This window comes from Micromonospora chalcea (assembly GCF_028768405.1).
Taxonomy (GTDB): Bacteria; Actinomycetota; Actinomycetes; order Mycobacteriales; family Micromonosporaceae; genus Micromonospora; species Micromonospora chalcea.
Genome location: NZ_CP118233.1, coordinates 4,547,501 through 4,572,303, shown reverse-complemented (window position 1 = coordinate 4,572,303; position 24,803 = coordinate 4,547,501). Strand labels below are relative to the sequence as shown.

Genomic DNA, 24,803 nt, shown 5'->3' with positions numbered 1-24,803 from the left:
CCTTGGCCGCATTTAGCAGATGAATGAGATGAATGAATGGAAAAGTCGTCGCAAAGCAGCCGCCCGGTGCGGAATCGATAGCTTTCCGTCACTGAAGTTTCTATCCTTGAAGAATCCCGATCGCCAGCAGCGGAAGGGGCGGCATGCCGCGCCGTTCGAGCCTCAGCTATCGAGATGCGTTGAAGCTGCTGGCCCCGGGCAGCACGCGCATCACCGAGACCGACAAGGTCGTCAGCGCGGGGATCCTCGGCGCCGGGGCGCTCACCCAGGGCGCGGCGCTCGCTCTGCTCGGCCCGAAGAACGCGCTCATGCAACTCGTCCGGGACGCCACCGGAAACCAGGCCGGCCGCATCCGCACGACCGGCGGAAAATCGTATTACAAGCTGCTGGAGGCCAGCCATACCGTGCTGGCGCTCTCCGCGTTCTTCGACGGTTTCCGGGACGAGGTCGGGCCGGGTTTCGACCGGCTGGAGCTGACCGACGCCGAAAAGGTGGGCATGGTGGCGGCCGACCGTCGCCAGCACACGCTGCCGAAGGAGATCGACGGCGGATACTTCCCGCTGCCGTCCTCGGTCCACGGCATGGACGACACCCGGCGCGACGTCGAGGCCGCCTACGTCAAGCTGTACGACGCCACCATCGCGTTCTGCGAGGGCCTCGCCGCCTGGCCGTCGGTGCGGCGTGGGCTCGACCTCACGTCGCTGCGGTCCCGGGTGGTGGGCCGCGCCATGTGGCACTACGAGGACCGTTTCGACCGGCTCGCCGCGGACCTCCCCGAGTTCGGGTTCCGGATGCTCCGGCAGGCGATCGAGCACAACCTGATCGACAACCGGAACCTGACCACCGAGGTCTCGGCCCGGCTGGACGCGCTGGCGCAGCTGTACCGCAATCTCGCCGAGCTGTCCGGCCCGGCCCCGGCCGACCGACCCGACCTGCTCCGGGAGTCGCTCGACCGGCTCACCGGCTCGCTGGCCGCGGTGTTCCGGCAGCCGCTGCTGCGGATCAAGGACGTCGACTTCCACCTGCGTCTGCCCACGGTGGAGGAGGGGTTCATCAGCCCGGACTTCCGGGCCGCCGAGTACGGCAAGCACACGTCCCCGGAGCGGGATGCCTGGTGGGACGACCAGCCGCGCCGGGGCGACCTGGTCGGTTTCCTCTCCGAATACCTGACCGATCCGGCGAGCCTGCACCGTCCGCTGCTGCTCCTCGGTCAGCCGGGCGCCGGCAAGACGTTGCTGACCCGGGTCATCGCGGCCCGGCTGCCGGCGAGCCGGTTCACCGCGATAGTGGTGCCGCTGCGCCGGATGTCCGGGGACTCGTCGCCGACCGAGCAGATCGAAGCAGCGATCGAGCAGGTGATGGACGAGCGCATCCGCTGGGCGGACCTGCGCCGGGCCACCGAGCACACCACGGTTGTGGTGATCTTCGACGGGTTCGACGAACTCGTCCAGGTCACCGGCACCGCCCACTCCCAGTACATCGACCGGGTGGCCGAGTTCCAGGAGACCCAGTGGGACCTGGGCTACTCCGTCATCCCGATCATCACGTCCCGGATGCTGGTGATGGACCGCGCCAGCGTGCCGCAGGGCACCGCGCTGGTGCGGCTGGAAGACCTGACCGACGCCCAGGTGACGGCCTGGTTGGCCGCCGTCAACGCGGCAAACGAGGACCGGCCCGGCTACCGTCGTCTCTCCGCCCGCGAGCTGCTGTGGCACGGCGAGCTGGCCCGCCAGCCCTTGCTGCTCACACTGCTCGCCATCTACTACAACGAGCACTGGGCCGACCGCCGTCCCGGCGCCATGTCATCGTCCGACCTGTTCACCGGCCTGCTCACCGCGTTCATCAGACGGCAGGTGAGCGAGAAGGCGCCGACCGCCCTCCCGACGCACGAGCGGGAGGCCCGCGAACACCAACTGCGGCGCGATCTCGCGATCACCGCGTTCGCCATGTTCAACCGCAACCGGGAACTGGTGAACCGGGCCGCGCTCCGCGCCGACCTCGACTGTTTCGGGCCCGGGGCCGGCGACGGCTCCCGGTTCGAACTCGGCGACGTGCTCGGCCCGGAGCAACTGGTCACCGCCGCCTTCTTCGTCGTGTACGGCCCGGACGACGTGCAGGGCGAGGACGCCCGGCGCACGTACGAGTTCCTGCACACCACCATCGGCGACTTCCTGATCGCCGAGTACGTCATCGGGGCGCTGCGGAGTCTGGCCGAGCTGCGGCGGCGCACCCGCAGCCCGGCCGGGTTCGGCTATCAGCTGGACACCGGCCAGTTCCGGGCGCTTCTCTCGCACCAGCCGCTGGTCAAGCGGGAGGCGGTGGTGGGCTTCGCGCGGGAACTCGCCTTCCGGCACCCACGGGACCGGGACGCGATCGTGGAGACGGTCGCCGGACTGCTGGCCGAGGCCCGGCAGCGGACCAACCTGGCCGGTGTGGACGGCTACCGGCCCGCGCCGTACGACCCGGTGCGGTTGCTCGCCGCGTACACCGCGAACCTGGTCGCGCTGGCCGCGCTCGTGTCACCGGACGGGGTGCGCCACAGCGACCTGATGGACGACGAGACCTGGGTGTCCACGGTGCGGCTGTGGCGGGCGGGCCTGGACGAGAAGGGCCAGCTCGCGATGATCAGTTGGCTGCGCCGGGACGCCGACGGCCGGATCGTCGCCGGGCTGCGGCGGGAACGGCGGGGGGAGAAGGTGAACGTGGCGGCCGAGGAGGCCCGGCTGCTCGGCGACGTCACCACCTACGGCCAGTTGCAGGCCGGCGCGCGGACGTGGCGCGGCCAGGCGCCGACCAGCTTCGAGGCGGCCCGGTTCCACGCCGACCTGGTGGAGCTGGCCACCCGCCGCTGGCCGGTGCCGTCACTGCACCAGCTGATCCTGTACGACGAGCGCAGCTACCGGCGACTGTGGGCGCGTGCCGTCGAGTTCCCGGAGGCGGTGTCCAGCACGAGCGCCACGGTCCTGCTGGAATGCCTCGCCGAGGACGGCGCGCAGTTGCCACGCGAGGTGGTGTGCGGGCTGACCCGGGTGGCGCTGAGCCGCTTGCCCAGCTCACCGACAGCGCCGCCGGAGCTGATCATCTCGTGTCCGTACCTGATCGACGAGTTCCCCGAGCTGGTCGACTCGCTCGGCACGACCGACGACCACGCGGTCCTGCACGCGCTCATCCTGCGGCACGGGCTCGACCGGCTGCCGCAGCGGTACGTGGCCCGGGTGCGGGAGGTGCTCACCGACATCGAGGGGCGGCTCGCGGAGCTGCCGCTGGAGGACGGCGTGGTCTCGGCCGAGATGGCCGAGCAGTTCGCGGCCGCGCGGGTCGACAACCGCACCGCGCTGTGGCTGCTCATGGCGTTGACCGAGTACGGCGACCTGGCCTGGCGGAAGATACCGCCCCGGACGATGGCCGAGCTGCTGGCGCACCGGCTGCCGGACGAGTTCCTCGACGAGGCGAGCCTGTGCCGGCTGCTCGTGGACTACCTGCGGGCGCACGACCGGGCGCCGGCCGAGGTCTCGCTGGTGTCCGCCCTCGACACGCTGCGCGTCCTCGCAGCGACCGACCCCACCGACCAGCCCAACCAGCCCGACCAGGTCCCGGCCGCCGAGGCGGTCTGACCACGCCACCCGTACCGCCACCACCCGTTCGGAGGCCCCGATTGGCACACTCGCCCCGGCATCGAGAGCACATCGTCCGAACAGGAAGGAGGGATCTGGCGGTCGAGATCGCCGGGGCGGAACGCGGCTGGCCCGTGTTCCTGATGCACGGCACACCCGGCAGCCGGAACGGTCCACGACCACGCTCGATCGTGCTCCACCGCCTCGGCGTACGCCTGATCTCCTACGACCGGCCGGGTTATGGCGGTTCCAGCCGGCTGCCCGGCCGCCGGGTCGCGGACGCCGCCGCCGACGTCGCGGCCATCGCCGACGACCTGGGCCTGGACGGGTTCTCGGTGGTCGGCCGGTCCGGCGGCGGCCCGCACGCCCTGGCCTGCGCCGCGCTGCTGCCGGAGCGGGTACGGCGTACCGCCGTCCTGGTCGGTCTCGCCCCGGCGGGGGCGGCCGGGCTGGACTGGTTCGGCGGCATGACCGACGCCAACGTCCGTGACTACGGTGCCGCCGAGCGCGCCGTGCCGGTGCTCGCCGAGCAGTTGCGGCTGCGGGCCGAGCGCACGATGGACGATCCGGGCTCGCTGCTCGCGCTGCTGGTCGAGCAGATGACCGAGGCCGACCGCCGGGTGGTGGCCGGGGTGCCGATCCGCCGACAGCTCACCGACGCCTACGCCGAGGCGCTGCGCCAGGGGCCGGACGGCTGGATCGACGACGTGCTGGCGCTGCGCGCCGACTGGGGCGTCACGCTGGCCGGGATCCGGATGCCGGTCCGGCTCTGGCACGGCGCCGACGACAACTTCGCCCCGGCCAGCCACACCCGGTGGCTGGCCGAGCAGATCCCCGGCGCGCAACTGCACGTGCAGCCGCGCAGCGCGCACTTCGGCGCGGTCGAGGTGCTGCCGGAGATCCTCGCCTGGCTGGCCGACCCGGTGGAGCGGGCCACCGTCAGATCGGATGCGGGTCGATGATGCGCCGCTGCAACCGGCTCTCCCGGACGGCCTCGACGGCCGGGTGGTTCTCGCCCAGCCGGTAGGTCAGCTCACGGGTGACCGCCTCCAGCTCCGCGCGCCGGCCGCTCTCCACCCGCTCCTGCATCACCACCAGGTTCGCCTGGCAGCGCAGCGTGTTCGTGTGGTCGCGGCCGAGGATCCGGACCAACCCGTCGTACGCGCGCCGCAGCAGGCTCAGCGCCTCCACGTCGGCGGCCTCCCGACCTTCCGGCGGGTCGGGCTGTTCGGCGATGCAGATGCCCTGGTTCATCCAGCCGGAGAGCGGGTACGGGTGCCCGCTGCCCAGCACGCCGGCGAGCGCGTCGGCGGACCGGCCGGCGAGCTGCCGGGCCTCGGCGAAGTCCCCGGCGCGGCGGGCCACCATGGCGAGGTTGACCATGCAGACCAGCGTCAGCGGGTGCGCCGGGCCGAGGTTGCGCTGGTAGATGCGGTGCACCTCGGTCAGTTCCCGGCTGGCGCGCTGGAACAGGTCGACGGTGAGCAGGTTGATCGACAGGCTCAGCCGGCAGGTGAGCGTCTCCGGGTTGTCCGGCCCGAACCGCTCGTTCAGCAGCTCGTAGGCGGCTTCGAGGAGCTTGCCCGCCTCGACCGCGTGCCCGGCCGCGCGCAGCGACACCGCCAGGTTCGTCTGCGTCCGCAGGGTGATCAGGTGTTCGGCTCCGGCCGTGTTCAGCAGTTCCCGGTGGACGCTGCGCAGGCGGGTGACCGACTGCTCGAAGTCGCCGGCGTCGCGCATGTCGATGCCGACGTACGCGGAGGAGGCGAGCGTGTCCGGGTGGTTCTCCCCGAGGATCGCGCGGCGCCCGGCCAGCACCATCTCGTCGTTCTTGCGGGCCTCCCGGAAGTCGCCCATCAGGCGTTGGGTGCTGGCGAGGTTGTTGAGCGCGGCGAGCGTACGCGGGTGCTCCTCGGTGAAGTTCCGCTTCCACGCGTTGAACGTGATCTCGTCGAGACGCAGCGCCTCGTTGTACATGCCCATGCCGCGCAGGTCGCGGGCGAGCCCGCCGGCGGTCATCAGCGTGTGCGGGTGGTCCTCGCCGAGCAGTTCCCGTTGGGCTGCCAGCACCTCCTCGTCCAGCGCCCGGGACTCGGTGAACTGGCCGAGGAAGGCGAGGATGTTGGCGAGGTTGAACTGGAGGTGCAGCAACTGCCGGCGCAGGTCGTCGCGAGCCCGCGGGTCGGTCTCCTCGGCGAGCATCTGCTCCCAGGTCTGCGCGACCTCCTGCCCGAGCCGCCGGCCGGTCTCCAGGTCGCCGCGCAACTGCAGGTAGCGGACCCGGTCGATCATCAGCGCCCGCACCTCAACCTTGCTGCTCAGCGGCGCCTTGGACGCCTCCAGGTGCGGCCAGATGACCCGGAACCGCGGCCACCCGTCGGGGTCGTCGACCTCGCCCTCGGGCCGGGCGGCGGCGAGCACGAGGTGGACCTGCCGGCGGGCCTCGTCGAGTTCCCCCTCCGTCATCCGGGACCGGACGGCGTGCTGGAGCAGGCGGTGCATGAGCACCAGGCCGCCCCGGCCCCGCTCGCCGCCCGCCGGGTTCTCGGCCCGCAGGTCGACGCGCACCAGGGCGAGCCGGTTGGCCTGCTGCACCAGTTGCTGGCGGACCAGCCGTTCCTTGGCCTGCGGGTGGAACGGCACCAGCGCTTCGGCGAACTCGTCGCTGTAGACCAGGTCGGCGGAGATCTCCGGCGCGAACACCGAGCAGAGTTGCAGCACCCGGTAGGCCGCCGGGTTACGGGTGCGCAGGTGGTTGAGCGACAGCTCCCAGGTGGCCTCCACCGAGACGTTGCTGTTCGGCTCCATCACCGCGCCCGGACCGAACTTGGCGATCTCGGTGAGGTAGCTGTCGACGGAGTGGCCGGTGTCGGCGAGCCAGGCCGCGGCGGCGGTGACAGCGATCGGCAGGTCGCCGAGCAGGGCGGCGATCCGGTCGGCCTGGTCGACGCGCATGTTCGGCACCCGCTCGGTGAGGTGCTGGATGCTCTCCGCGCGCTTGAACACGTCGACCTGGACGGTGGTGGCCCGCTCGACCCACTGGAGGTTCCGGGACGTGATCAGGACGTGGCCCTTGCCGTCCGGCACGTACGGCAGCACGCCCTCGATCTCGTCCGCGTTGTCCATGATCAGCAACCAGCGCAGGTCGGTGCGGCGCAGCGCCTGGAGCACCAGACGGGCGTTCTCCCGGTTCGATTCCGACGACGGCACGCCCAGGTAGGGCGCGAGGTCGCCGATGGCCGACTCGATGAACGGCACCTGGTCGGCGTCGATCCACCACACCATGTCGTACGCGGCGCGGTAACGGTGGGCGTACTCCAGCGCGAGCTGGCTCTTGCCGATGCCGCCCATGCCCTGCAACGCCACCGGCCCGGTGCCGGAGAGCACCACCTTCGGGCTGCTGCGCAGCAGCGTCCGCAGCTCGCGCAGGTCCGCCTCGCGGCCGGTGAAGCGCTTGTTGCGGCCCGGCACCTCGAACACGGTGTTGTCCCGGCCGGGGAACCGGGGACCGGTGGGCAGCTCCAGGTCGGCCGGCACCCCCTCGCGGCCGACCAGGCGCAGGATCCGCGCGGCGGCGGTCCGCGCCTCCAGGCCGGCCACCGAGACGGTGTGCGCCGCGGGCACGTTCGCCAGGCGCCGTACGTCCGCCACGTAGACGACGAGCGGCACCTGGTCGGGCGAGCGGTCCGGCGCGGCGAGCACCGCCTCCTCGTTGGCGTTGGACTCGGAGACGATGATCAGCTCCCGGGCGGTCCGGGGCACCTCGTCGTCGGTGAACCACGGGTCGGTCACCCGGACGTCGGCCGAGACCAGCAGGTGGCCGATCCACTCCGCCCACACCCGGTCGTACGGGGCGTGCCGGAGCACGATCTCGCTCTCCACCGACGTGGAGGTACGGGTGAACCGGGCGTTCACCCGCTCGCGTACCGCGCTGCTCATCGGCGGCAGCGACTCCACCTCGCCCCGGGTGATCTCGCGGGCCAGCACCTCGTACGCGGACAGCAGCGACCCGTTGACTCCGGGCTGGTCGGCGAACGTGGCGAGCAGCTCCTCGTACGCATAGAACGCCTGGTAGGGCACCTGCATCCGGGCCCAGTACCGGTCCCGGTCGGCCTCGCTCATCCCGCTCGGCAGCCCGCTGAAGCGCTGCCGCGCCACCGCACGCCCGGTGTCCGCCTTGACCTTCTCCGCCGGGTCGATCCGCATCGGCACGGGCAGCACCCGGATCCGCCGCGACCCGTAGCGGTGCTCGACCAGCCGCGCCACCTTCGCCGCGCCGGTGATGCCCTGCTCGCTGAGGGTGAAGCAGGTGACCAGCACGTCCGGCAGTTGGATGGTGCAGATGTCGGCGACGTCGGAGAACCCGGTACGGCTGTCGATGAGCACGTAGTCGTAGTTGCGTTTCATGTCGGCGCGCAGCGCGTCGAAGAAGTAGCCGCCGCCCTGCCGCTCGTAGAACTCGTCCCAGTTCATCCCGGCGAGCGCGCCCGCGTAGTCGTTGTTCTGCTGGCCGGCGCCGAGGAAGTCCAGCGTCCCGTCCCCGGGGAAGTTGGACCAGTTCAGCGAGAACGAATACTTGTGCACGCGGGCGTACTGCTCGTGCCAGCGGTCGTCGCCCTTGTCCTGCTTGGTGGTGGTCGCCCACTCGTACTCGCGGATCAGGTCGATCACCCCGCCGGTGCTCTCCAGCGCGTCCCGGTCGATGAACGGCGCGAAGAAGCGCGACAGGCCGGGGGACTCCAGGTCCCAGTCGACGGCGAGCACCCGCTTGCCGTTGGCGGCGAGGATCCAGGCGACGTTGGCCAGCGCCATCGTCCGGCCGGTGCCGCCCTTGTAGGAGTAGAAGGTGACGACCTGTCCCTCGCGTCGGGTCATGTGTCCACTCCCTCGTCGGGCGGCGGGTTCTCCCAGAGCCGGGGTTTGCTGATCGGCCGTCCTGGCGGCGGGTAGGCCGGTCTCGCCTCCAGGTAGCGGCGGCGCATCCGGTCGACCAGGCCGTGGATCCCGGCCCGCCAGTCGTCGTACGTGGTGATCGCCAGGGGGCGTGCCGCGGCCGGGAAGATCGCGATGGCCCGGTCGAGCAGCACCGTCGCCTGGGAGCGACGGCCGGGTGCCGGGTCCTCGATGATGACCACGACGCCCACCCAGCGGTGCAGCGAGGCGGCGGCCGCGCGGACGGCCTCCGCACCGTCCGGCGTCTCGACCACCCGAGGATCGATCATGAGTACGCCCGGGCAGCCCCGGAACAGCCCGGCATCGGGTACGAAGTCGCGGACGTCGATCGGCATCCGCAGCCGCTGCACCGCGTCGGTCACGTCGTCGACCACGGGAGGCCGGCCGTGGAACGGGCGCCACCGGCCGGCGTGCGTGTCGGACCGTCCGTTGAGCCGGCCCGGCTCGTGCGGTTGCTCGGGCGCGATCACCACCGCCCGGAACGGCACCTCGCTGGTCGGCGACGACGGCAGGTCGGTCGGGCCGGTCGGCGGCTCGGCCGCCTGCAGCGGGGTCTGCTCGGCGGTGTCGACGATGTGCTGCGCGAGCCGGCCCAGCACCTCCTTGTAGGCGTGCTGGAACTTCTGCAGCCGGCAGAGCGCGCTCATGCCGTTCGCCGCGTACGCGTCCACGTCGGCGGCCATCGCCACCGCGCGGGCCTGGTCCGGCGCGTGCACGGCGGCGGGCGACGGGATCCACAGGACCGGCAGGATGTTGTCGCCGTCGGGCGGGCGGCCGGCCCGGATCAGCCGTTGCCGGAACCACTCCCGTTCCCGGCGCGAGTCGTCCCGGTTGAGATAGTCCGGCGAGTACAGCGGCACGAACACCTCGGCCTCGGCGAGCGCGGTGCGTTTTCGTTCCGTCCGGTCCTCCGGCGGCCGCACGATGAAGTCGGCGAAACCCTGCCGGCGTAACCGGTCGCCGGGCCGGCCGTCGATGGCCAGGTTGAGATCGTGGTAGAAGCGGCGGACCCAGTGGTCGCCCGGGGTGCGGTCGTTGTGCGTCGGCGGGGGGACGTAGCTGAGGAAGAAATAGGGCGGGCCCGGCAGCGCGGGCCGCTCAGAGGTCACGGCGACACGACCGTTCCACGGGTAGTGCGCCTGACCCCCAACCGTCAATGATCACGCGCTGCTCCCCGGTCGACACGATACGGCGTCTATCGATCAGGGTAGAGAGGTTGCGCTCGGGTTACCAGGCCCTCACCGTCCGATGTGGGCGTCCATCCACGCGACCGTGGCGCGTACCGCCGCGGCTATCGGCAGCAGCCGTGCCGGGGCGCTCCCGACCGTGCCGCGCCGGGTGAACGGCTCCCTGTCGAGTTCCACTCCGACCTCGGCGAACGGGCTCGCGTCGAGGTGCGGCGCCTCGAAGTCCAGCCGTTCCCGGCGACCGTCGCGCAGCACATAGCAGCGGTACGAACGCCGCTGCAGCGGGCGGCGCAACCGGTACTCGGCGAGGTGCAACGCGGTACATGTCGAATAGCCGACACCGAGCAGCAGGGTCCAGGCCCCGGCGGCCTCCAGCGCGGCCAGCGGCGAGCGCTCGCCGAGATGCGAGTCCAGGTCGTGGACGCGCATCAGCTCCTCCGCCCGGGGGCCCCAGGCGCTGAATGACGTCTGCGGGTGCGGGCTGCGTACCGCGCCGGGCAACCGGCGTACGTGCTCGGCGAACGCGCCCACGCCGAACGACGGCGTGACGGCCGGGTCGAAGCCGGGCATCCGGTCCTCGTACGCCCGGCGTTCCTCGTCGGTGAGTCCGGCGGTCGCGGCGTGGTACGCGGGGCTGCTCACCGAGTTGTCGGGGGTCTGCGCCGGGACGACGACGGTGCCGGACGGCCCGACGACGGCCCGCAGCGCGTCGGCCAGCGTGGCCGGCCCGCCGGCCACCGGTCCGAGGGCACGCAGGGAGCAGTGCACGAGCACCACGTCACCGCTGCCGAGCCCGAGCGCCCGCAGGTCGGCGGCGAGCGTGTCGACCCGGTGCGCGGGCGGGACGGCGGTGGTCACGACGGCCATCCGGACATCGAGCGGGCCACCTGCCGGACCAGCCGTGAGCCGGCCGGGGTGAGCGCGTCCGCCCGTTGCAGCGCGCCGATCGCCTCGGCCGTCCAGTCCCGGTACTGCCGGTAGACCGCCTGCGCGCCGTCGACCTGGCGGTCCGCCCGGACGCGCCAGATGTCGGCCACCGCCGCGTGCGCGTAGATGCCGTGCAGGACGGCCTCCGCCGGACGCGGGTCGGGCCGCCAGCCCACAGTGATGTCGATCGGCCCGGTGCCGTCGACCAGGTCGCAGACGTCCAGCAGCGCGTTCATCTTGCTGTGCTGGAACTCGTGCACGAGCAGCACCGCCAGCGACCCGGCGTCGGTCTCCGTGGCCGCGACACCGCCGAACGCCTGCCGGGCGGTCGACGCCTCGCTGACCCCGTCGCCGCTGCGCCGCAGCGGCACCACCGCCCGCAGCCCGGTACGCAGTTCCTCGGCGTGGCCCGGCACCTCGTCCCGGATCACCTGCCACGCCGCCGCGAACGTCTCCGCCCAGCGCACGGCGCCCGCGTCGTCGAGCCGGTCATCGGCGGGCAGCCGGTGGCAGTCGCGGTGCGGGTCGCCGTCCTCCAGCAGCACCGACACGTCCGGTGCGACGAGACGGCGGGTCGGCCACCAGCGGGGCCCGCCCGCCGCGCCCGGACTCACGGCCACCGTCACGTCCCCGGCCCGCACCCGCAGCGAGCCCGGGCCGGTCTCGACCCGTGCGGTGCCGTCACCCACCTCGGGCAGCAGCACCGTGCCGACCGTCGGCAGGTGCAGGCGGCCGGATCGCACCGGCACGTCGAGGCGTACCGGAACGCCTGCGTCGAGCGCGGCGGCGGCGGCGAGCGCGCTCAGGTAGCCCGACCCCTGGCGGGCGCCGGTGCCGGTGCCGGCGAGGCAGTCGACAGCCCACGCGCGCACGTACGGATGGGCCGCGATCCGGGCCACTGATTCCGGCGCGCTGCGGTCGAGCGCGGTCAGCGCCTCCCAGCCGTCGGCTCCGGCCCCGCCGGCCGGCAGGCGGTCGGCCACCTCGGCGAGCAGCGCGCGGACGATGGCGATCTGTGCCTCGACGAGCCGGCCGATGGCGACCCGGTCGCCGGTCGGCGCCGCGAGGCGGTCGATGAAGTCGTCGGGCAGGCCGGCGTCGAGCCGGAAGGGTTCCGGTGGGTTCTCGTTCACGTGCACGATCAGCTCTTTCAGATCGGCGCAGTAGACACTCGGATGGTCGAAGTGCCCGGCGCCGTACCGGTGGGCGAAGAGTCCGCCGCCGCACTGGTCGACCACCGGGCACCGCCGGCACTCGTCGCTGAGACCGGCCCGGCCGGAGCGGCGGCGGGCCAGGAGCGGGCTGGCCGCCACGTCGTCGGCCGCGTGCGAGAAGACGGTCATGCCGGTGGCCGGCGCGCCGTCGTACGCGGTCTTGAGCGAGTCCGCCTGCTCCCACTCGCCGTCCGTCTCGATCACCGCCAGGTCGACCGGGTCGAGGCCCAGCCATTCGGTGCCGCTGGGCCCGCCGCGTGCGGTGGACAGGAGCGAGTCGAACAGGCGCACCGGGACCGGTCGGCCGTCCGCGCGCCAGCGGTCGTGGACGGCGCGCAGCCAGCGGGCGTACGTGGTGTCGCCCGCGGCCGGCCGCCACGGCGGGTCGTCCCAGGTGGCGTGCGGGAGCAGGAAGTCGATCCGCGAGGGCTCCTGGGCGAGCAGGGCCTCGTACACCGCTATCGGGTCGTTGCGCACGTCCACCGTGCAGAGCAGGCCGGACCAGAGCCGCCGGTACGCCGGGCGGCGCAGCAGGGCGAGCGCGCGCAGCACCTGGTCGTAGCTGCTGGCGCCGGACCGGTAGATCCGGTGCCTGTCGTTGGCGGCCCGGTCGCCGTCGAGCGATACGCCGACCGCCACGTCGTGTTCGGCGAGTACGTCGCAGAACCGCTCGGAGAGCAGCACGCCGTTTGTCTGCATGCCGATCCGGAGCCGGGTGACCGGCCCGATGACGCGCCGCAGTTCGGCGAGCACCTGGCCCAGCCCGTCGGGGCCGAGCAGCAGCGGCTCCCCGCCGTGCAGGACGACTGTGACGTCCGGCAGCCCGTGGGCCGCCGCGTGCTCGGCGATCCGTCCGGCCGCGGCCCGGAGCACGTCCGGCGTCATCCGTACCGGGCGGCGGCGCCAGCTCTGGTCGGCGTGTTCGTAGACGTAGCAGTGGTCGCACGCCAGGTCACACCTGGCGTGCACCTTGAGGACGAACTCGGTGAGCGCCGCGCGGGCGGGCCCCGGGGCCATCGCGGATCAGATGAACGACGAGAACTTCGCCGCCGGGATCCGGGTCTGATCGAGGTGAGCCGCCATCACCCGGCGCACGATGGGGGAGATGTCCGCGGCGGAAAGCCGGTCGAGCGGCTCCGCGCGGACCCTGACCAGCGAGACCGGGGGCTCATCCTGGCGCAAGGGTGCGGTCGTCATGAGTGTTCCTTAGGTTTGTGAATGCCGGCCGAGCACAGCGGCGACGGCCAACCTAGTGGCTTTAGGGATCCAGCGCCATCGACCCACCGGTGGGAGACGGTTCTTTTTGGACGGTTCGCCGGCCGGCGTCGTCGTCGCCCCGAGGGAGCGAGCGTAAGGGATCAATTATGCGCCTTTTTACCGATCTAGGCCACGAATCGAAAGTTCAGACTTTGCCAGAAATCGTCCACCCCAATCCCCTGGTCAGGCGAGGGATCGGGGTGGACGAGCGGCTCAGGCGGTGGGGCCGCTCCCGGACGGCGTGCCGAGGTGGATGTCGACGTCGGCCGGCTCGGTCATCTGGTCGTACGCCCTGGTCCGCAGCCGGTTGGTCTGCACCTCGCCGTCGAGCAGCGCCGCCCGCAGCGCCTCCGCGTCGCTGATCTCCTTGGCGGTCACCTCGTCGGCCGCCGTGGTGGCGCCCTGCACCACCTCCAGGTGGGTGCCGTCGGTGGGCATCAACTCGGTCCACTTCGCCAGGCAGTACACCCGCTCCGGCACGTCCTGGCACTCGGTGGTCAGCTCGGGCATCTCGTCGCCGGTGCCGAGATGGCCGGCCCGGTACGCCGTCAGCTCGTCCACGAACGCCTTCAGCTCGTGCTCCACCTGCGGCGAGAGGCTGGTCGCCACCACCTTGCCGAAGATCCACCGCAGCGCGGTCAGCTCCATGCCGGCCCGCACCGGCAGGTAGAGCTTCGCCCAGCTGGCGTTGACGAAGTCGCCGGGGTCGCGCTCCGGGGCGCGGGCGTCGCCGCCGGACCACCACCCGGGGTACGCCACGAACGACGCGCGCTCCCAGTCGAAGACCCGGTGCCAGAAGTCGATCTCCCACGCCTCGTCCCGCACGCTGGCCGGGAAGTGCGCCTCCACGATCTGCGAGACCATCTCGTTGACCGGGGAGAAGCCGGCCCGCAGCCGCGCCTCGAACTCGTCCCCCGCCGTCTCCGCCGCCGCCAGCGCCGCGTCGCGCCGGTCCTGCCACTCCTGAAGATCGGTCAGGTAGCCCGCGACCAGTGCGTTGTACGCCGCGTCGTCGGCGGTCTGGTCCACCACCGTCGGGGTACGCCGGAACCCGGCCGCGATCTGGGCCTGCGCGCCGGGACCGCCCAGCCAGCTGGCCGCGCCCACATGGATGCGGACGCGCAGGACCGGTCGGCCGTCCGCCTCCGTCACCACCGGCACACCGACGACCTGGGCCGCGATGGCGGTCGGCGGGCGGCGGGTGATCAGGTTGAGGTTCTGCCGGATCGTGTCGACGTTGCCGTCCCACTCCCAGCCGGCGTCGAGGGTGACGTCGATGTCGTAGTCGGCGCTCATGTCGCCGGTGAATCCCCACTTGTCGAGCGTGACCACGGCGGAGTACACGACGCGCGTCTCCACCGCTGCGGGAGCGCCGCGCGGCGGGCGCTCCGGCTTCACCGGCATCGGGGGCAGCGCGGCGACCGCGTTGTCGCGGATCCGCTGCCGCCCGCCGGTGATCTTCTGGGCGAAGGCGAGCGCCGGGTCCTTGATCGTGGGGGCCCAGCAGACCCGTGCGCCGTACCGCTCATGGGCCAGCTCCAGCCGTTGCAGCACCTTGAAGTAGTGCAGCGTGATCGGCGTGGCCCGGTTCGGGTTGCGGACGGTGCGCTTCGAGGACGACTCCGTACCCGTCTCGGTGACGAGCTTGAAATCGGTCTTGTGCTGGGTGCGGTAGCGCGCCGCGACCTTCGAGGTGGCGGTCCGGCTGTCCTTGACCGCGCGGCGGCTCGTCTCCTGGCTCGCCGCGGTGACGCTGGTGGCGAAGCCGATGGTGTGGCTGGCGTTGAAGGTGCCCCAGATGCCGGTCGGGCTGGTGTACTGGCCGGTGTGGCTCGCGTTGAGCCCCCAGGTGTCGGTGAGCGACTTCTGCCGCTCGAAGCCCTCCTGGAGTTCGGTGGTGAGCGCGCTGGTCAGCTCGACGTCGGTCTGCTGTTCCGACTCGTTCTGCTCCTCCAGGGTCAGCTCGCGCTTGGTGTAGGTGCGCTGCTCCAGCACGGCCTCCTCACCGGGGGCGAGCGCCAGCGCGTAGACGTGCTCGCCGAGCGCGAAGCCCACCGGCCGGATCCGGGTGCGGTCGAGGAACGCGATGCCGACGTCGGACTGGAGCAGGCCGGCGAGGAACTCCGCCTGCTGGTCGCCGAGGAGCGTCTGGCGTCGCGCCGGCGGCTCCCGGTACGACATGCCCGAGTCGGCGCCGGGCAGCGCCTCGGTGGCGGCGTCCATCTCGTTGGCCTTCCACAGGTCGTAGAGGCCGAGTTGTTTGAGCAGGTGCGGCAGCCGGTCGCCGTCGAGCCCGCCGTAGCGGATCGCCTCGATCAGCGCCTGCTTGACGTAGAACGGCAGGATGGGCGTCTCGCCACCGCCGAACGTGAGCCGGACCGGTACGAAGTAGTTGGAGTAGACGTACCTGTCGGAATGCGCGGTGCTGAAACCAAGCGTCGCCGGATCGGCGTCGGCGACGACGACTCTGCCCATCGGTGCTCCTCTACAGCGGCAGTGTGAACAGGGAGTGCAGCCCCTGGTACGTCATCTCGTGCGAGGTGACGAAGAATCCGGGGAACAACTGGCTGAGGGCGGCCTGGCGGACGACCGTCTCGCGTACGGCGTGCGCGGTCAGCTCTTCGAGACCGGCGACGACCTCCGCCGGCACCCCGCCCTTGGCGGCCCGCTGGTACGCCTCCGCGATCGCCTCCCAGCGACCGTCGAACGTCTCCCCGAGGTCGTCGGCGACGGTGCCCCAGGTCTTCTCGAAGCGCTCCAGTTTGGTCGAGGAGGTCCAGTCGACGTTCGTGACGCGGGCCGCCTCGGGGTCGACGAGCAGCAGGTCGGAGCGGAGGTCCCCGACGGTGGTGGAGGCCTTCCACCGGAACCGCTCGGCGAGGTGGCCGGCGAGGGCCTTCTCCGCCCCGGTCGCGGCCGGGTTGCCGGTGAAGCCGACGAGGCGCAGCAGCAGATCCCGGTCCGGGTGGCCGAGCAGCATCTGGGCGACGGTCTGGCGCAGCACCGCGTCGGAGCCGCGCAGCGCGGGTGCCAGCTCCGGGTGGGCCGTGCGGACCGCCTCGACCACTGTCGCCAGTGACTTCTCCGCGAACGCCTCCAGGCCCGGTGACCGGCCGACGAGCTGGGCGACCTCGGCGGCCATCCGCCGGTGCACCTGCTGGCCGAGCCGCCACGGTTGCGCCTGCCCGGCCTTGCGCAGCGCGCGGAACTCCTCGTACGCGGCGGTCTGGAGCGCCCTGTTGAACGCGGTGGTCAGCCGCTGCTCCAGTTGCCGGGCGATGGCCGCGCGCACGACGGCGGCCTGGACGTCCCGGGGTGTCTTCGGCGGCTTCAGCTCGCGCAGGTCCTCGACCCGCTTGATGATCTCGTCCAGCGCCTCGCTCAGCTCGGCCCGGGTCGCCGCCCGGCCGGCCGACGACACCGTCTCCGACATGCTCGCCATCAGCACCGGCCGACCGTCGAGGCTGACCAGCGCGCCGAGCCGGGTGCCCGCGCCGGCGCCGGCGAACGCCTCGGCGTGCGCCGCCTGGTTGAACACGCTCAACGTCAGCTCGGCGTCGGCGAGCAGCACCCGGCCCTGCCGGAACAGCGCGTCGAGCACCTTCGGCGGGAAGAGCGTGCGCAGGACGGCCAGCCCCACCCGGGGCGTGGCGGCGATCGCGGCCCGGCCGATCGCCACCAGCAGCGCGGCCATCTGGGCGGTCAGCAGGCGCGCCTCGCGGGCGCCCGCGAGCAGCAGCGGCACGTACCGGACGGCGGCGCGCACCGCGACGCCGCCGAGCAGCCGGGCGAGGTGCACCAGGCCGGTGAGCACCTGGTACAGGTCGCCGGCGACGCGGCCGAGCAGCCGGCCGGCGGCGAACGGGTCGAGGTTCTCCAGGTGGCGGGTGAACTCGGCCGCCCAGCCGCGCCACAGCGCCAGCAGCCGATCCGGGACGGTGGTCGGGTCCAGCGCGGCCACGATCCCGGCCAGCGCCTGGCGTACGACGGTGGCCTGGTCGGCGATGCGTTGCACACCGGCGCGGGGGTCGACCGTCAGCACGATGAGCGTGGTGAACTGTTCCTGCTGAAGGCGGCCGATCAACTGCACGAGCTTGCCGAGGTCGACCACCACCGTCGCGACGGATTCCCCGACGCCGACGGCGAACCCGTCGAGGAACAGCTTCGGGTTGATCCCGTTCCAGGCCGCGTAGTGCCGCATCGCGTCGAGCAGCGCGGGGTCGAGGCCGAGCAGGAGACGGCGGAACGCGCCGTCGGTGTCGACGTCCGAGGCGGCCAGGTCGAAGAACGCCTCGGCCAGCCGCAGTCTCGCCAGCATCGCGACCAGGTCCCAGACGTTGTCGGCGGTGATGCGCCCGCTCATCGCGGTCAGGACCCGCTCGCGGGTCATCGACCGGGTGGCGTGTGCGTCCAGCCAGTACTTGACGGTCAGCGCGACGAACTCCACCCGCGGGTCCTGGGTGCGTACGCCGAAGATCGCGGCCCGGTCCTCGGCGGACACCCGCGGCACGCTGAACCAGTCCCGGATCATGACGGATTCGTTCGCCGGCTGCCCCAATTCCCCCACCCCCTCCAGCCGTGTGCACTGTCGAGCCGTGGTGCGGGCAGCGGTAGTGCTGGGTCGAGAAGCTGACATGGGCCGGTAGCGTCACGCGCCCGCCTTCCATCGACTATTACGACTTGACGAACGGCGTGTTATCGCTCACAGTCGATGGCACAGGGCGGCGGGAGCGATGGGTCGCCGAGCGGGCGCGGACGGCCGCGTGGCAGGCCGGGTGTGGGGTCAGTGCGCCAGCGCTAATTGTTAGCGCTCACAAGTGTGATCTGAGGGAGGAACATGTTTGCTTTTGGTAGATCCCCATCGACGGTGTCGCCCCCGCGACGGCGCGGATGGCTGCCGCGAGTCGTCGCGACCGGCGCTGCCGCGGTCCTCGTCGGCGCCGCCGCCGTGGCGGCCGTGTCCGCGCCCGCCGCCGCCGCGAGCGTCGACACGAACGCCTGGTACGTCCTGGTCAACCGCAACAGCGGCAAGGCGCTCGACGTCTACAACCTGGCCACCAACGACGGCGCGCGGATCACCCAGTGGACGCGCAACAACGGCAACCAGCAGCAGTGGCAGTTCGTCGACTCCGGCGGCGGCTACTACCGGCTGAAGTCCCGGCTGTCCGGCAAGGTGCTCGACGTCTACAACTGGTCGACCGCCAACGGCGGCAGCATCGTGCAGTGGTCCGACCTGAACGGCACCAACCAGCAGTTCCGGCTGGCCGACTCCGACAGCGGCTACATCCGGCTGATCAACCGCAACAGCAACAAGGTGGTGGAGGTGCAGGGCGCCTCGACCGCCGACGGCGGAAACATCGTCCAGTACGACGACTGGAACGGCGCCAACCAGCAGTGGCAGCTCGTCCGCGTCGACGGTGGTGGCGGCAACCCCACCACGCCGCCTCCCACCACGCCGCCGCCGGGTGGCACGTGCAACCTGCCGTCGTCGTACCGGTGGTCGTCGACGGGCGCGTTGGCGCAGCCGCGTTCGGGTTGGGTGTCGTTGAAGGACTTCACGGTGGTGCCGTACAACGGGCAGCACCTGGTCTACGCGACGACGCACGACACCGGGTCGTCGTGGGGGTCGATGAACTTCGGTCTGTTCTCGAACTGGTCGCAGATGGCGTCGGCCAGCCAGAACGCGATGTCGTCGGGGACTGTGGCGCCGACGTTGTTCTACTTCGCGCCGCGCAACATCTGGGTCCTGGCGTACCAGTGGGGGCCGACCGCGTTCTCCTACCGCACCTCCAACGACCCCACCAACCCCAACGGGTGGTCGTCGGCGCAGCCGCTGTTCACCGGCAGCATCTCCGGCTCCGGCACCGGCCCGATCGACCAGACCCTGATCGCCGACGACCAGAACATGTACCTGTTCTTCGCCGGTGACAACGGCAAGATCTACCGCTCCAGCATGCCGATCGGAAACTTCCCCGGCAGCTTCGGCTCCAACTACACCACCATCATGTCCGACAGCACGAACAACCTGTTCGAAGCCGTGCAGGTCTACAAGCTGCAGGGCCAGACCCGCTACCTGATGATCGTCGAGGCCATCGGCTCCCAGGGCCGCTACTTCCGCTCGTTCACCGCCACCAGCCTGAACGGCTCCTGGACCCCGCAGGCGGCCACCGAGTCCAACCCGTTCGCCGGCAAGGCCAACAGCGGCGCCACCTGGACCAACGACATCAGCCACGGTGAACTGATCCGCACCACCGCGGACCAGACCTTCACCGTCGACCCCTGCAACCTCCAACTGCTCTACCAGGGCCGCTCCCCCAACTCCGGCGGCGACTACGGCCTCCTGCCCTACCGCCCCGGACTGCTCACGCTTCAGCGCTGAGCGCGTACCCCGAGGTGTGGAGAGCCCGGCCCGCGACCACGCGGGCCGGGCTCTCCGGCGTCTCGCCCGATCGTTGTCCTGGAGGCAACGACGGTGGCCCGGTCCGTCGTTGATCGGACCCGCGCCGCCCGGGAGGGTGGAGTTGTCACCACCTCCCGGACGAAGGGTTGAGCAGATGTCCTTCCAGGCATACCTCGACGCGATCGAGGACAAGACCGGCAAGACCCCGCGAGCCCTGGTCGCCCAGGCCCGGGAGCGTGGCTACGACGCCGCCGACGTGAAGGCCGGCGTGATCGTCGGCTGGCTCAAGGACGAGTACGGCCTCGGCCGGGGACACGCGATGGCCCTGGTCCACGTGATCAGGAACGGGCCGAAGATCAGCGCCAAGCACGTCGGCTCCACCGGCTCGCACCGCGACGACAGCGACACGCTGTGGCTGGACGGCAAGGCCGCCCGCGCCGCCGCGTAGCGGGGCGTGGACAGCGACGCCTATCGTTCGCGGCATGGGAGCGATCAAGCCGTGGCACCTGTTCATCCTGACGCTCTGCTGCCTGCTGCCGCTCATCGCTGCGGTGGCGGGGGTGGTGTGGACGCGGCGACGCCGCCGCTGACCCGGCACCGGCCGGCGACGAACTCCTCCACCGCCGTGCAGACCCGCCCCAGCGCCTCGGCCGAGGCCGCCAACGGCCCGGGCACCATCATCGAGTGGTCGGCGTCGGCGACCTCCACCACGTACGGGGTGAGCCGGCGCGCCACCGCCCCGTCCCAGACCGGGTCGGCGGTGCCGCCGGCCAGCAGGAACGGCGCGGTGGCCCGGGCCAGCGGCTCCCGTACCGCGGGGTCGGTCAGCAACGGCGTCAGCCAGACCGCCGGAATGCCCCGGTCAGCGGCGAGCGGCGCGGCGAAACTACCGAGCGACTTGCCCACGAGCAGATCCACCCCGGCGTCGAGGACCGGATCCAACTGCTCGGCGACCCACTCCGGCGCGGCGTCGTGGCGCAGATCGCCGATCGACCGCCAGGTCACCTCGTGCACCTCGAAACCGCGCCGGCGCAACGCCTCCCCGAGGTAGACGAACAGCGGCCCCCGGGTGTCGTAGCCCCGTCCCGGAGCGAGTACCGCGCGTCGATCCGCCATGGCCGCCTACCTCTCGTTCGATCGATGCGTCACGCTAGCCGCCGCACGGGCTTCCGGTGGCCCCGCGGCCTCACAACCGTTCCGGGGTACGGATGCCGAGCAGGTCCAGGCCCTGCCGCAGCACCCGCCCGGTCAGCTCGCACAACACGAGCCGGCTCTCCCGCAGCGGTCCCTCCGCCCGCAGCACCGGGCAGCGCTCGTAGAACGCGCTGAACGCGACAGCCAGCCGGTGCAGATACGCGGTCAGGCGGTGGAACTCCAGGCTGCCCGCCACCTCCTCGACCACAGCGGCGAAACCGACCAGTTCCATCGCGAGCGCCCGCTCGGCCGGCTCGGCGAGCGAGACCTCCGCGTCCGGCCGCGCCGCCGCGCCGGCCCGCCGGAAGATCGACCGGACCCGGGAGTACGCGTACTGGAGGTACGGCGCGGTGTTCCCGTCCAGCGACAGCATCCGCTCCCAGTCCAGCACGTAGTCCTTGTGCCGGTCCCCGGACAGGTCGGCGTACTTGATCGCGCCGATGCCCACCGCGCGCCCCACCTCGGCTGCCTCCGCCTCGCCCAGCTCCGGGTTGCGTTCCCGGGCCAGCGCGGTGGCCCGCTCCACAGCCTCGGTGAGCAGCCCGACCAGCTTCACCGACCCGCCGGCCCGGCTGCGCAGCATCCGCCCGTCCGGGCCGAGGATCGAGCCGAACCCGACGTGCTCGGCCCGCACCGGCGCGGCCAGCCAGCCGGCCTGCGCGCCGACCGCGAACACCATCTCGAAGTGCCGCCGTTGCGGCAGCCCGACCACGTAGAGCAGCCGGGTCGCGCCGAGCGTGCCGGTCCGGTGCCGCAGCGCGGCCAGATCGGTGGCCGGATAGCCGAACCCGCCGTCGGACTTGCGCACGATCAGCGGCAACGGCTCGCCGTCACGGCCCACCGATCCGGGCGGGAACACGCAGTCCGCGCCCTCGCTGCGCCGCAGCAGGCCGAGCCGGTCCAGTTCCTCGACAGTCGGCGCGAGCTGGTCGTGGTAGCTGCTCTCGCCCTGGAAGTCATCGCCGGTCAGCGTCACGTCGAGCAGGTCGTACACGGTCAGGAAGTAGCTCTCCGACTGCGCCACCAGCAGCCGCCACAGCCGCAGCGTCGCCGGGTCACCGCCCTGCAACGCCACCACCCGCCGCCGCGACCGTTCCCGGAACGCCTCGTCGTCGTCGAACTTCGCCCGCGCCGCCTTGTAGAACCCGTCCAGGTCACCCATCGACAGCTCCTGCGCCGCCCCGGCCTCGCCCAGGTCGAGCAGGTGCTCGATGAGCATGCCGAACGGCGTGCCCCAGTCGCCGAGGTGGTTGGCGCGCAGCACCCGGTGCCCGAGCCACTCCAGCGTGCGGGCCGCCGCGTCCCCGATCACCGTCGACCGCAGGTGTCCGACGTGCATCTCCTTCGCCACGTTCGGCGCCGAGTAGTCGACCACCACCGTCTCCGGTTCGGCCACCGGCGGCACGCCGAGCCGCGGGTCGGCGGCCAGCGCGGACACCAGCCCGCCGAGCGCGTGGTCGGCCACCGTCAGGTTCAGGAAACCCGGACCGGACACCTCGACCGACGCGCAGACGTCGGCCAGCGCCGCGCGCTCCCGTACCTCCGCGGCGATCTCCCGCGGCGGCCGGCTGAGCCGCCGGGCCAGGCCCAGCGCCGCGTCGGACTGGAAGTCCGCGTGCTGGGAGCGCCGCACGGCCGGGTCAACCGGCACGCCGGCCACCGCCGCGAACGCCGGCGCCAGCCGGTCGGTGAGCAACCTTTCAAGATCCATGGGTACGCCGATCTCGCTGTGGATCCGCCGCGCGGATCACCTGACGGGAACGCGACGGCGGAGCGAGAACGGTCGATGACGACCGGCGGCTCGATCCGCCGGTCGCAGGAGGGAAGGCTCAGCGCAGGCGGTCGCGGGACCGCCGGCGTCGCAGCGCGCCGAGCCGGACGTCGGAGGACGTCATCGGGTACGCGTGCGAACTGGCCATGTCGGCAGCGTAACCGGCCGGCCCGGGGCGTGCGCAAGCGCGTACCCCGGGCCGGTCTGTCGTCAGGCCGAGGTGGCGACGGCCTTGCGGTAGCGCTCGGCCCGGCGCCGCACCTGGGCGTACGCGCTGCTCAGGCCCATCGCCCGGCGGACCTCGACGAGCGTGCGGCGCACCTCGACGCGGGTCCGCTCGGTGCCGGTGACGATCAGCTCGTCGACCAGGCCGGGCTGCGCCTCGAAGCGGGCCCGGCGCTCCCGGATCGGGTCGAGGAACCGGTTGAGCGCCGTCGCCAGCGCCTCCTTGACCTCGACGTCACCGACCCGCCCGGCCCGGTAGCGGTCCTTGAACTCCGCCACCTGCGCCCGGTCCGGGTTGAAGATGTCGTGGTACTCGAAGACCGGGTTCCCCTCGACGGTGCCGGGCACGTCGGCGCGGACCCGGTTCGGGTCGGTGTACATCCCCATCACCTTGCGGCGCACCGTCGCCGCGTCGTCGGAGAGCGCGATCGCGTTCCCCTTGCTCTTGCTCATCTTCCCGGCGCCGTCCGTGCCGACCAGCGTGGGCGTCTCCGACATCAACATGTCGGGCACCGGGAAGACCTCGCCGTAGAGATGGTTGAACCGCCGGGCGATCTCCCGCGTCACCTCGACGTGCGCGGCGTTGTCCTTCCCGACCGGCACGACCTGCCCCTTCACGCAGAGGATGTCGGCGGCCTGGAGGACGGGGTAGCCGAGCAGGCCGTACGGCATTTCGTCCTTGCCGGCGTCCCGGGTCATCTCCTTCAGCGACGGCACCCGTTCCAGCCGGGGCACCGTGATCAGGTTCTGGAACAGCGTGTTCAGGTCGCCGACCTCGGGGATCGCCGACTGGAGGTAGAACGTGGCCCGCTCCGGCTCCACCCCGGCGGCCAGGATGTCGGTGACCATCTCGCGGGCGTTGTGCGCCACCTGCTCGATGTCCGCGCGGCTGTTGCGAGTGGTGAGCATGTGCAGGTCGGCGATGATGAAGAAGCTCTCGTAGCGCTGGTGCAGCCGCACCCGGTTGGCGATGCTGCCCACGTAGTGGCCGAGGTGCAGCCGCCCGGTCGGGCGGTCTCCGGTGAGCATGCGTGCAGAGGACATGGTCGTACGCCTTTCGTGCTGGTCGCTGGCGGGGAGAAGCGACCCGGGTGTCACCCGGGTCGGTGGAGCGGGCTCGTCAGAACGAGCGCCGCCATCGCCCGCCGGCGCGGAATCGGAGTCCGCCGGCACGGAGTACGTCGAGGATCTGCTCCCGGCCGTCGACAGCGTGGCCCGGAAGACCGCTACGGGTCTCCGGGAGGCAGCTGCGCGGCCGGACCATGCCTGACACGGTAACCGCTCACCGGCCCGCGCCGCTGCCTCCTGCCGCGCTTACTGCTGTCGATAGCTCTCGGAGTAGTAGCTGCCGACCCGCTCCCGGTACTCCGGGTGCGCGAAGTGGTCGCTGTCGAACGCGGGCGACTCCTTCACCTGGTCGCGGGTGCGGTCCACGTGCACCACGCGGTCCAGGTGGTCGACCCGGGCCACGGTGCCGGCCGGCAGCAGCACCTTCTTCCCGAAGATCCACGGCCCGGTGTCCACCACCAGGTAGCGCGCGTCGGCGTCCTCGTTCGCCTCGTCGATCGACCCGATCCGGCCGTCAGTCGCCTCCACCCGGTAGCCGGTGAGGTCGAGCGGCGTACCGGGACCGGGGGCGTCGAGCTGGTCGTCGGTGTCCGCGGCGCGCTGCCGCGGTACGTCTCCGGGCCGGGTCTGGTCGTACCCACCCGCCAGGGCGGACGGGTCCCGCCAGGCCCAGGGGTTGAACGGCTGCATAGGTGGCACCTCCCGCGCATCGGCTCGACGCCGGGAACAGTGCCCCGGCGGCCACGCCGGAAACACGCGTCGCCGTCCCCGACGCCCTGACCTGCAGGTACGGCCCGCTGGCATACTGGCCGACCATGGTCCTGTCACGTGGTTGGTCACTGTTCCTGGTCGCCGTCGGAGTGTGGACCTGGGCGATCTGGCCGAGGTTCGCGGTCGCCATCTGGAACGACGAGCGCGCCTGGTCTGCCGGCGTCGTCGGCGAGGGCAGTCCGACGGGTTTCCTCTGGGTGCACGCCCTGCTGATCGGCGCCT

Annotated in this window: 16 protein-coding genes (1 of these 16 cut by a window edge); 5 read left to right on the top strand and 11 right to left on the bottom strand. The window is 71.9% G+C overall.

The window, feature by feature from the left end; all coding sequences use genetic code 11:
- Positions 1-143 precede the first annotated feature (143 nt).
- A complete protein-coding gene (locus PVK74_RS20205; RefSeq protein ID WP_274477013.1) occupies positions 144-3,614 on the top strand; it encodes an NACHT domain-containing protein in 3,471 nt (1,156 codons plus the stop codon).
- A gap of 41 nt (positions 3,615-3,655) precedes the next feature.
- A complete protein-coding gene (locus PVK74_RS20200) occupies positions 3,656-4,576 on the top strand; it encodes an alpha/beta fold hydrolase (protein WP_069089295.1) in 921 nt (306 codons plus the stop codon).
- Here PVK74_RS20200 and fxsT read toward each other — a convergent pair.
- The 7 genes from fxsT to PVK74_RS20165 all read right to left on the bottom strand — a co-directional run bounded on the left by fxsT (position 4,554) and on the right by PVK74_RS20165 (position 17,683).
- The gene (gene fxsT, locus PVK74_RS20195) at positions 4,554-8,489 is read right to left on the bottom strand and encodes an FxSxx-COOH system tetratricopeptide repeat protein (protein WP_274477012.1); all 3,936 of its coding nucleotides are present in this window, start codon (positions 8,487-8,489) and stop codon (positions 4,554-4,556) included. The two genes, PVK74_RS20200 and fxsT, sit on opposite strands and share 23 nt — an antisense overlap.
- The gene (locus PVK74_RS20190) at positions 8,486-9,676 is read right to left on the bottom strand and encodes a TIR-like protein FxsC (protein WP_064448829.1); all 1,191 of its coding nucleotides are present in this window, start codon (positions 9,674-9,676) and stop codon (positions 8,486-8,488) included. Before PVK74_RS20190 ends, fxsT begins: the two co-directional genes overlap by 4 nt.
- A 129-nt stretch (positions 9,677-9,805) precedes the next feature.
- Positions 9,806-10,621, bottom strand: a complete 816-nt coding sequence (locus tag PVK74_RS20185; RefSeq protein ID WP_274477011.1) for an AAC(3) family N-acetyltransferase — start codon at positions 10,619-10,621, stop codon at positions 9,806-9,808.
- Positions 10,609-12,912, bottom strand: coding sequence for an FxsB family cyclophane-forming radical SAM/SPASM peptide maturase (locus PVK74_RS20180; RefSeq protein WP_274477010.1), 2,304 nt, complete (start codon positions 12,910-12,912; stop codon positions 10,609-10,611). Before PVK74_RS20180 ends, PVK74_RS20185 begins: the two co-directional genes overlap by 13 nt.
- Before the next feature lie 6 nt (positions 12,913-12,918).
- A complete protein-coding gene (locus tag PVK74_RS20175) occupies positions 12,919-13,092 on the bottom strand; it encodes a hypothetical protein (protein WP_166456745.1) in 174 nt (57 codons plus the stop codon).
- A gap of 273 nt (positions 13,093-13,365) precedes the next feature.
- A complete protein-coding gene (locus tag PVK74_RS20170; RefSeq protein WP_274477009.1) occupies positions 13,366-15,627 on the bottom strand; it encodes a hypothetical protein in 2,262 nt (753 codons plus the stop codon).
- Between the two features lie 10 nt (positions 15,628-15,637).
- Positions 15,638-17,683, bottom strand: a complete 2,046-nt coding sequence (locus PVK74_RS20165; RefSeq protein WP_274477008.1) for a hypothetical protein — start codon at positions 17,681-17,683, stop codon at positions 15,638-15,640.
- A 306-nt stretch (positions 17,684-17,989) separates the two neighbouring features.
- Here PVK74_RS20165 and PVK74_RS20160 point away from each other — a divergent pair, with 306 nt between their 5' ends.
- Both PVK74_RS20160 and PVK74_RS20155 read left to right on the top strand, forming a co-directional pair.
- Positions 17,990-19,531 carry a non-reducing end alpha-L-arabinofuranosidase family hydrolase gene (locus tag PVK74_RS20160; protein WP_209963658.1) on the top strand — a complete coding sequence of 514 codons (1,542 nt, stop codon included), beginning with the start codon at positions 17,990-17,992 and terminating at the stop codon, positions 19,529-19,531.
- 175 nt (positions 19,532-19,706) lie between these two features.
- Positions 19,707-20,000 (top strand): DUF4287 domain-containing protein, encoded by a 294-nt coding sequence (locus PVK74_RS20155; protein ID WP_043327806.1) that lies wholly within the window; start codon positions 19,707-19,709, stop codon positions 19,998-20,000.
- Positions 20,001-20,092: 92 nt separating this feature from the next.
- Here PVK74_RS20155 and PVK74_RS20150 read toward each other — a convergent pair whose 3' ends face one another.
- From PVK74_RS20150 to PVK74_RS20135, 4 genes are all read right to left on the bottom strand, one after another.
- Positions 20,093-20,668 (bottom strand): alpha/beta hydrolase, encoded by a 576-nt coding sequence (locus tag PVK74_RS20150; RefSeq protein WP_274477007.1) that lies wholly within the window; start codon positions 20,666-20,668, stop codon positions 20,093-20,095.
- Between the two features lie 70 nt (positions 20,669-20,738).
- A complete protein-coding gene (gene argS / locus PVK74_RS20145; protein ID WP_274477006.1) occupies positions 20,739-22,457 on the bottom strand; it encodes an arginine--tRNA ligase in 1,719 nt (572 codons plus the stop codon).
- Between the two features lie 270 nt (positions 22,458-22,727).
- Positions 22,728-23,786 (bottom strand): tryptophan--tRNA ligase, encoded by a 1,059-nt coding sequence (trpS, locus tag PVK74_RS20140; RefSeq protein ID WP_064448821.1) that lies wholly within the window; start codon positions 23,784-23,786, stop codon positions 22,728-22,730.
- A 270-nt stretch (positions 23,787-24,056) separates the two neighbouring features.
- A complete protein-coding gene (locus tag PVK74_RS20135) occupies positions 24,057-24,500 on the bottom strand; it encodes a PRC-barrel domain-containing protein (RefSeq protein ID WP_064448820.1) in 444 nt (147 codons plus the stop codon).
- A 125-nt stretch (positions 24,501-24,625) separates the two neighbouring features.
- On the opposite strand from PVK74_RS20135, the gene PVK74_RS20130 reads away from it, so the two are divergent.
- Positions 24,626-24,803 carry the 5' portion of an SCO4848 family membrane protein gene (locus tag PVK74_RS20130; protein WP_064448843.1) on the top strand. 86 nt of this gene lie beyond the right edge of the window, so 178 of the gene's 264 nt are visible here — the first part of the coding sequence; it begins with the start codon at positions 24,626-24,628; the stop codon falls past the right edge of the window.

Excerpts from the sequence above, each read along its gene's own strand:
- PVK74_RS20205 (WP_274477013.1), top strand. The coding sequence starts at position 144 with ATGCCGCGCCGTTCGAGCCTCAGCTATCGAGATGCGTTGAAGCTGCTG.
- PVK74_RS20185 (WP_274477011.1), bottom strand. The coding sequence starts at position 10,621 with ATGGCCGTCGTGACCACCGCCGTCCCGCCCGCGCACCGGGTCGACACG.
- fxsT (WP_274477012.1), bottom strand. The coding sequence starts at position 8,489 with ATGACCCGACGCGAGGGACAGGTCGTCACCTTCTACTCCTACAAGGGC.
- PVK74_RS20165 (WP_274477008.1), bottom strand. The coding sequence starts at position 17,683 with ATGATCCGGGACTGGTTCAGCGTGCCGCGGGTGTCCGCCGAGGACCGG.
- PVK74_RS20180 (WP_274477010.1), bottom strand. The coding sequence starts at position 12,912 with ATGGCCCCGGGGCCCGCCCGCGCGGCGCTCACCGAGTTCGTCCTCAAG.
- argS (WP_274477006.1), bottom strand. The coding sequence starts at position 22,457 with ATGGATCTTGAAAGGTTGCTCACCGACCGGCTGGCGCCGGCGTTCGCG.
- PVK74_RS20175 (WP_166456745.1), bottom strand. The coding sequence starts at position 13,092 with ATGACGACCGCACCCTTGCGCCAGGATGAGCCCCCGGTCTCGCTGGTC.
- trpS (WP_064448821.1), bottom strand. The coding sequence starts at position 23,786 with ATGTCCTCTGCACGCATGCTCACCGGAGACCGCCCGACCGGGCGGCTG.
- PVK74_RS20135 (WP_064448820.1), bottom strand. The coding sequence starts at position 24,500 with ATGCAGCCGTTCAACCCCTGGGCCTGGCGGGACCCGTCCGCCCTGGCG.
- PVK74_RS20160 (WP_209963658.1), top strand. The coding sequence starts at position 17,990 with ATGTTTGCTTTTGGTAGATCCCCATCGACGGTGTCGCCCCCGCGACGG.
- PVK74_RS20170 (WP_274477009.1), bottom strand. The coding sequence starts at position 15,627 with ATGGGCAGAGTCGTCGTCGCCGACGCCGATCCGGCGACGCTTGGTTTC.
- PVK74_RS20150 (WP_274477007.1), bottom strand. The coding sequence starts at position 20,668 with ATGGCGGATCGACGCGCGGTACTCGCTCCGGGACGGGGCTACGACACC.
- PVK74_RS20155 (WP_043327806.1), top strand. The coding sequence starts at position 19,707 with ATGTCCTTCCAGGCATACCTCGACGCGATCGAGGACAAGACCGGCAAG.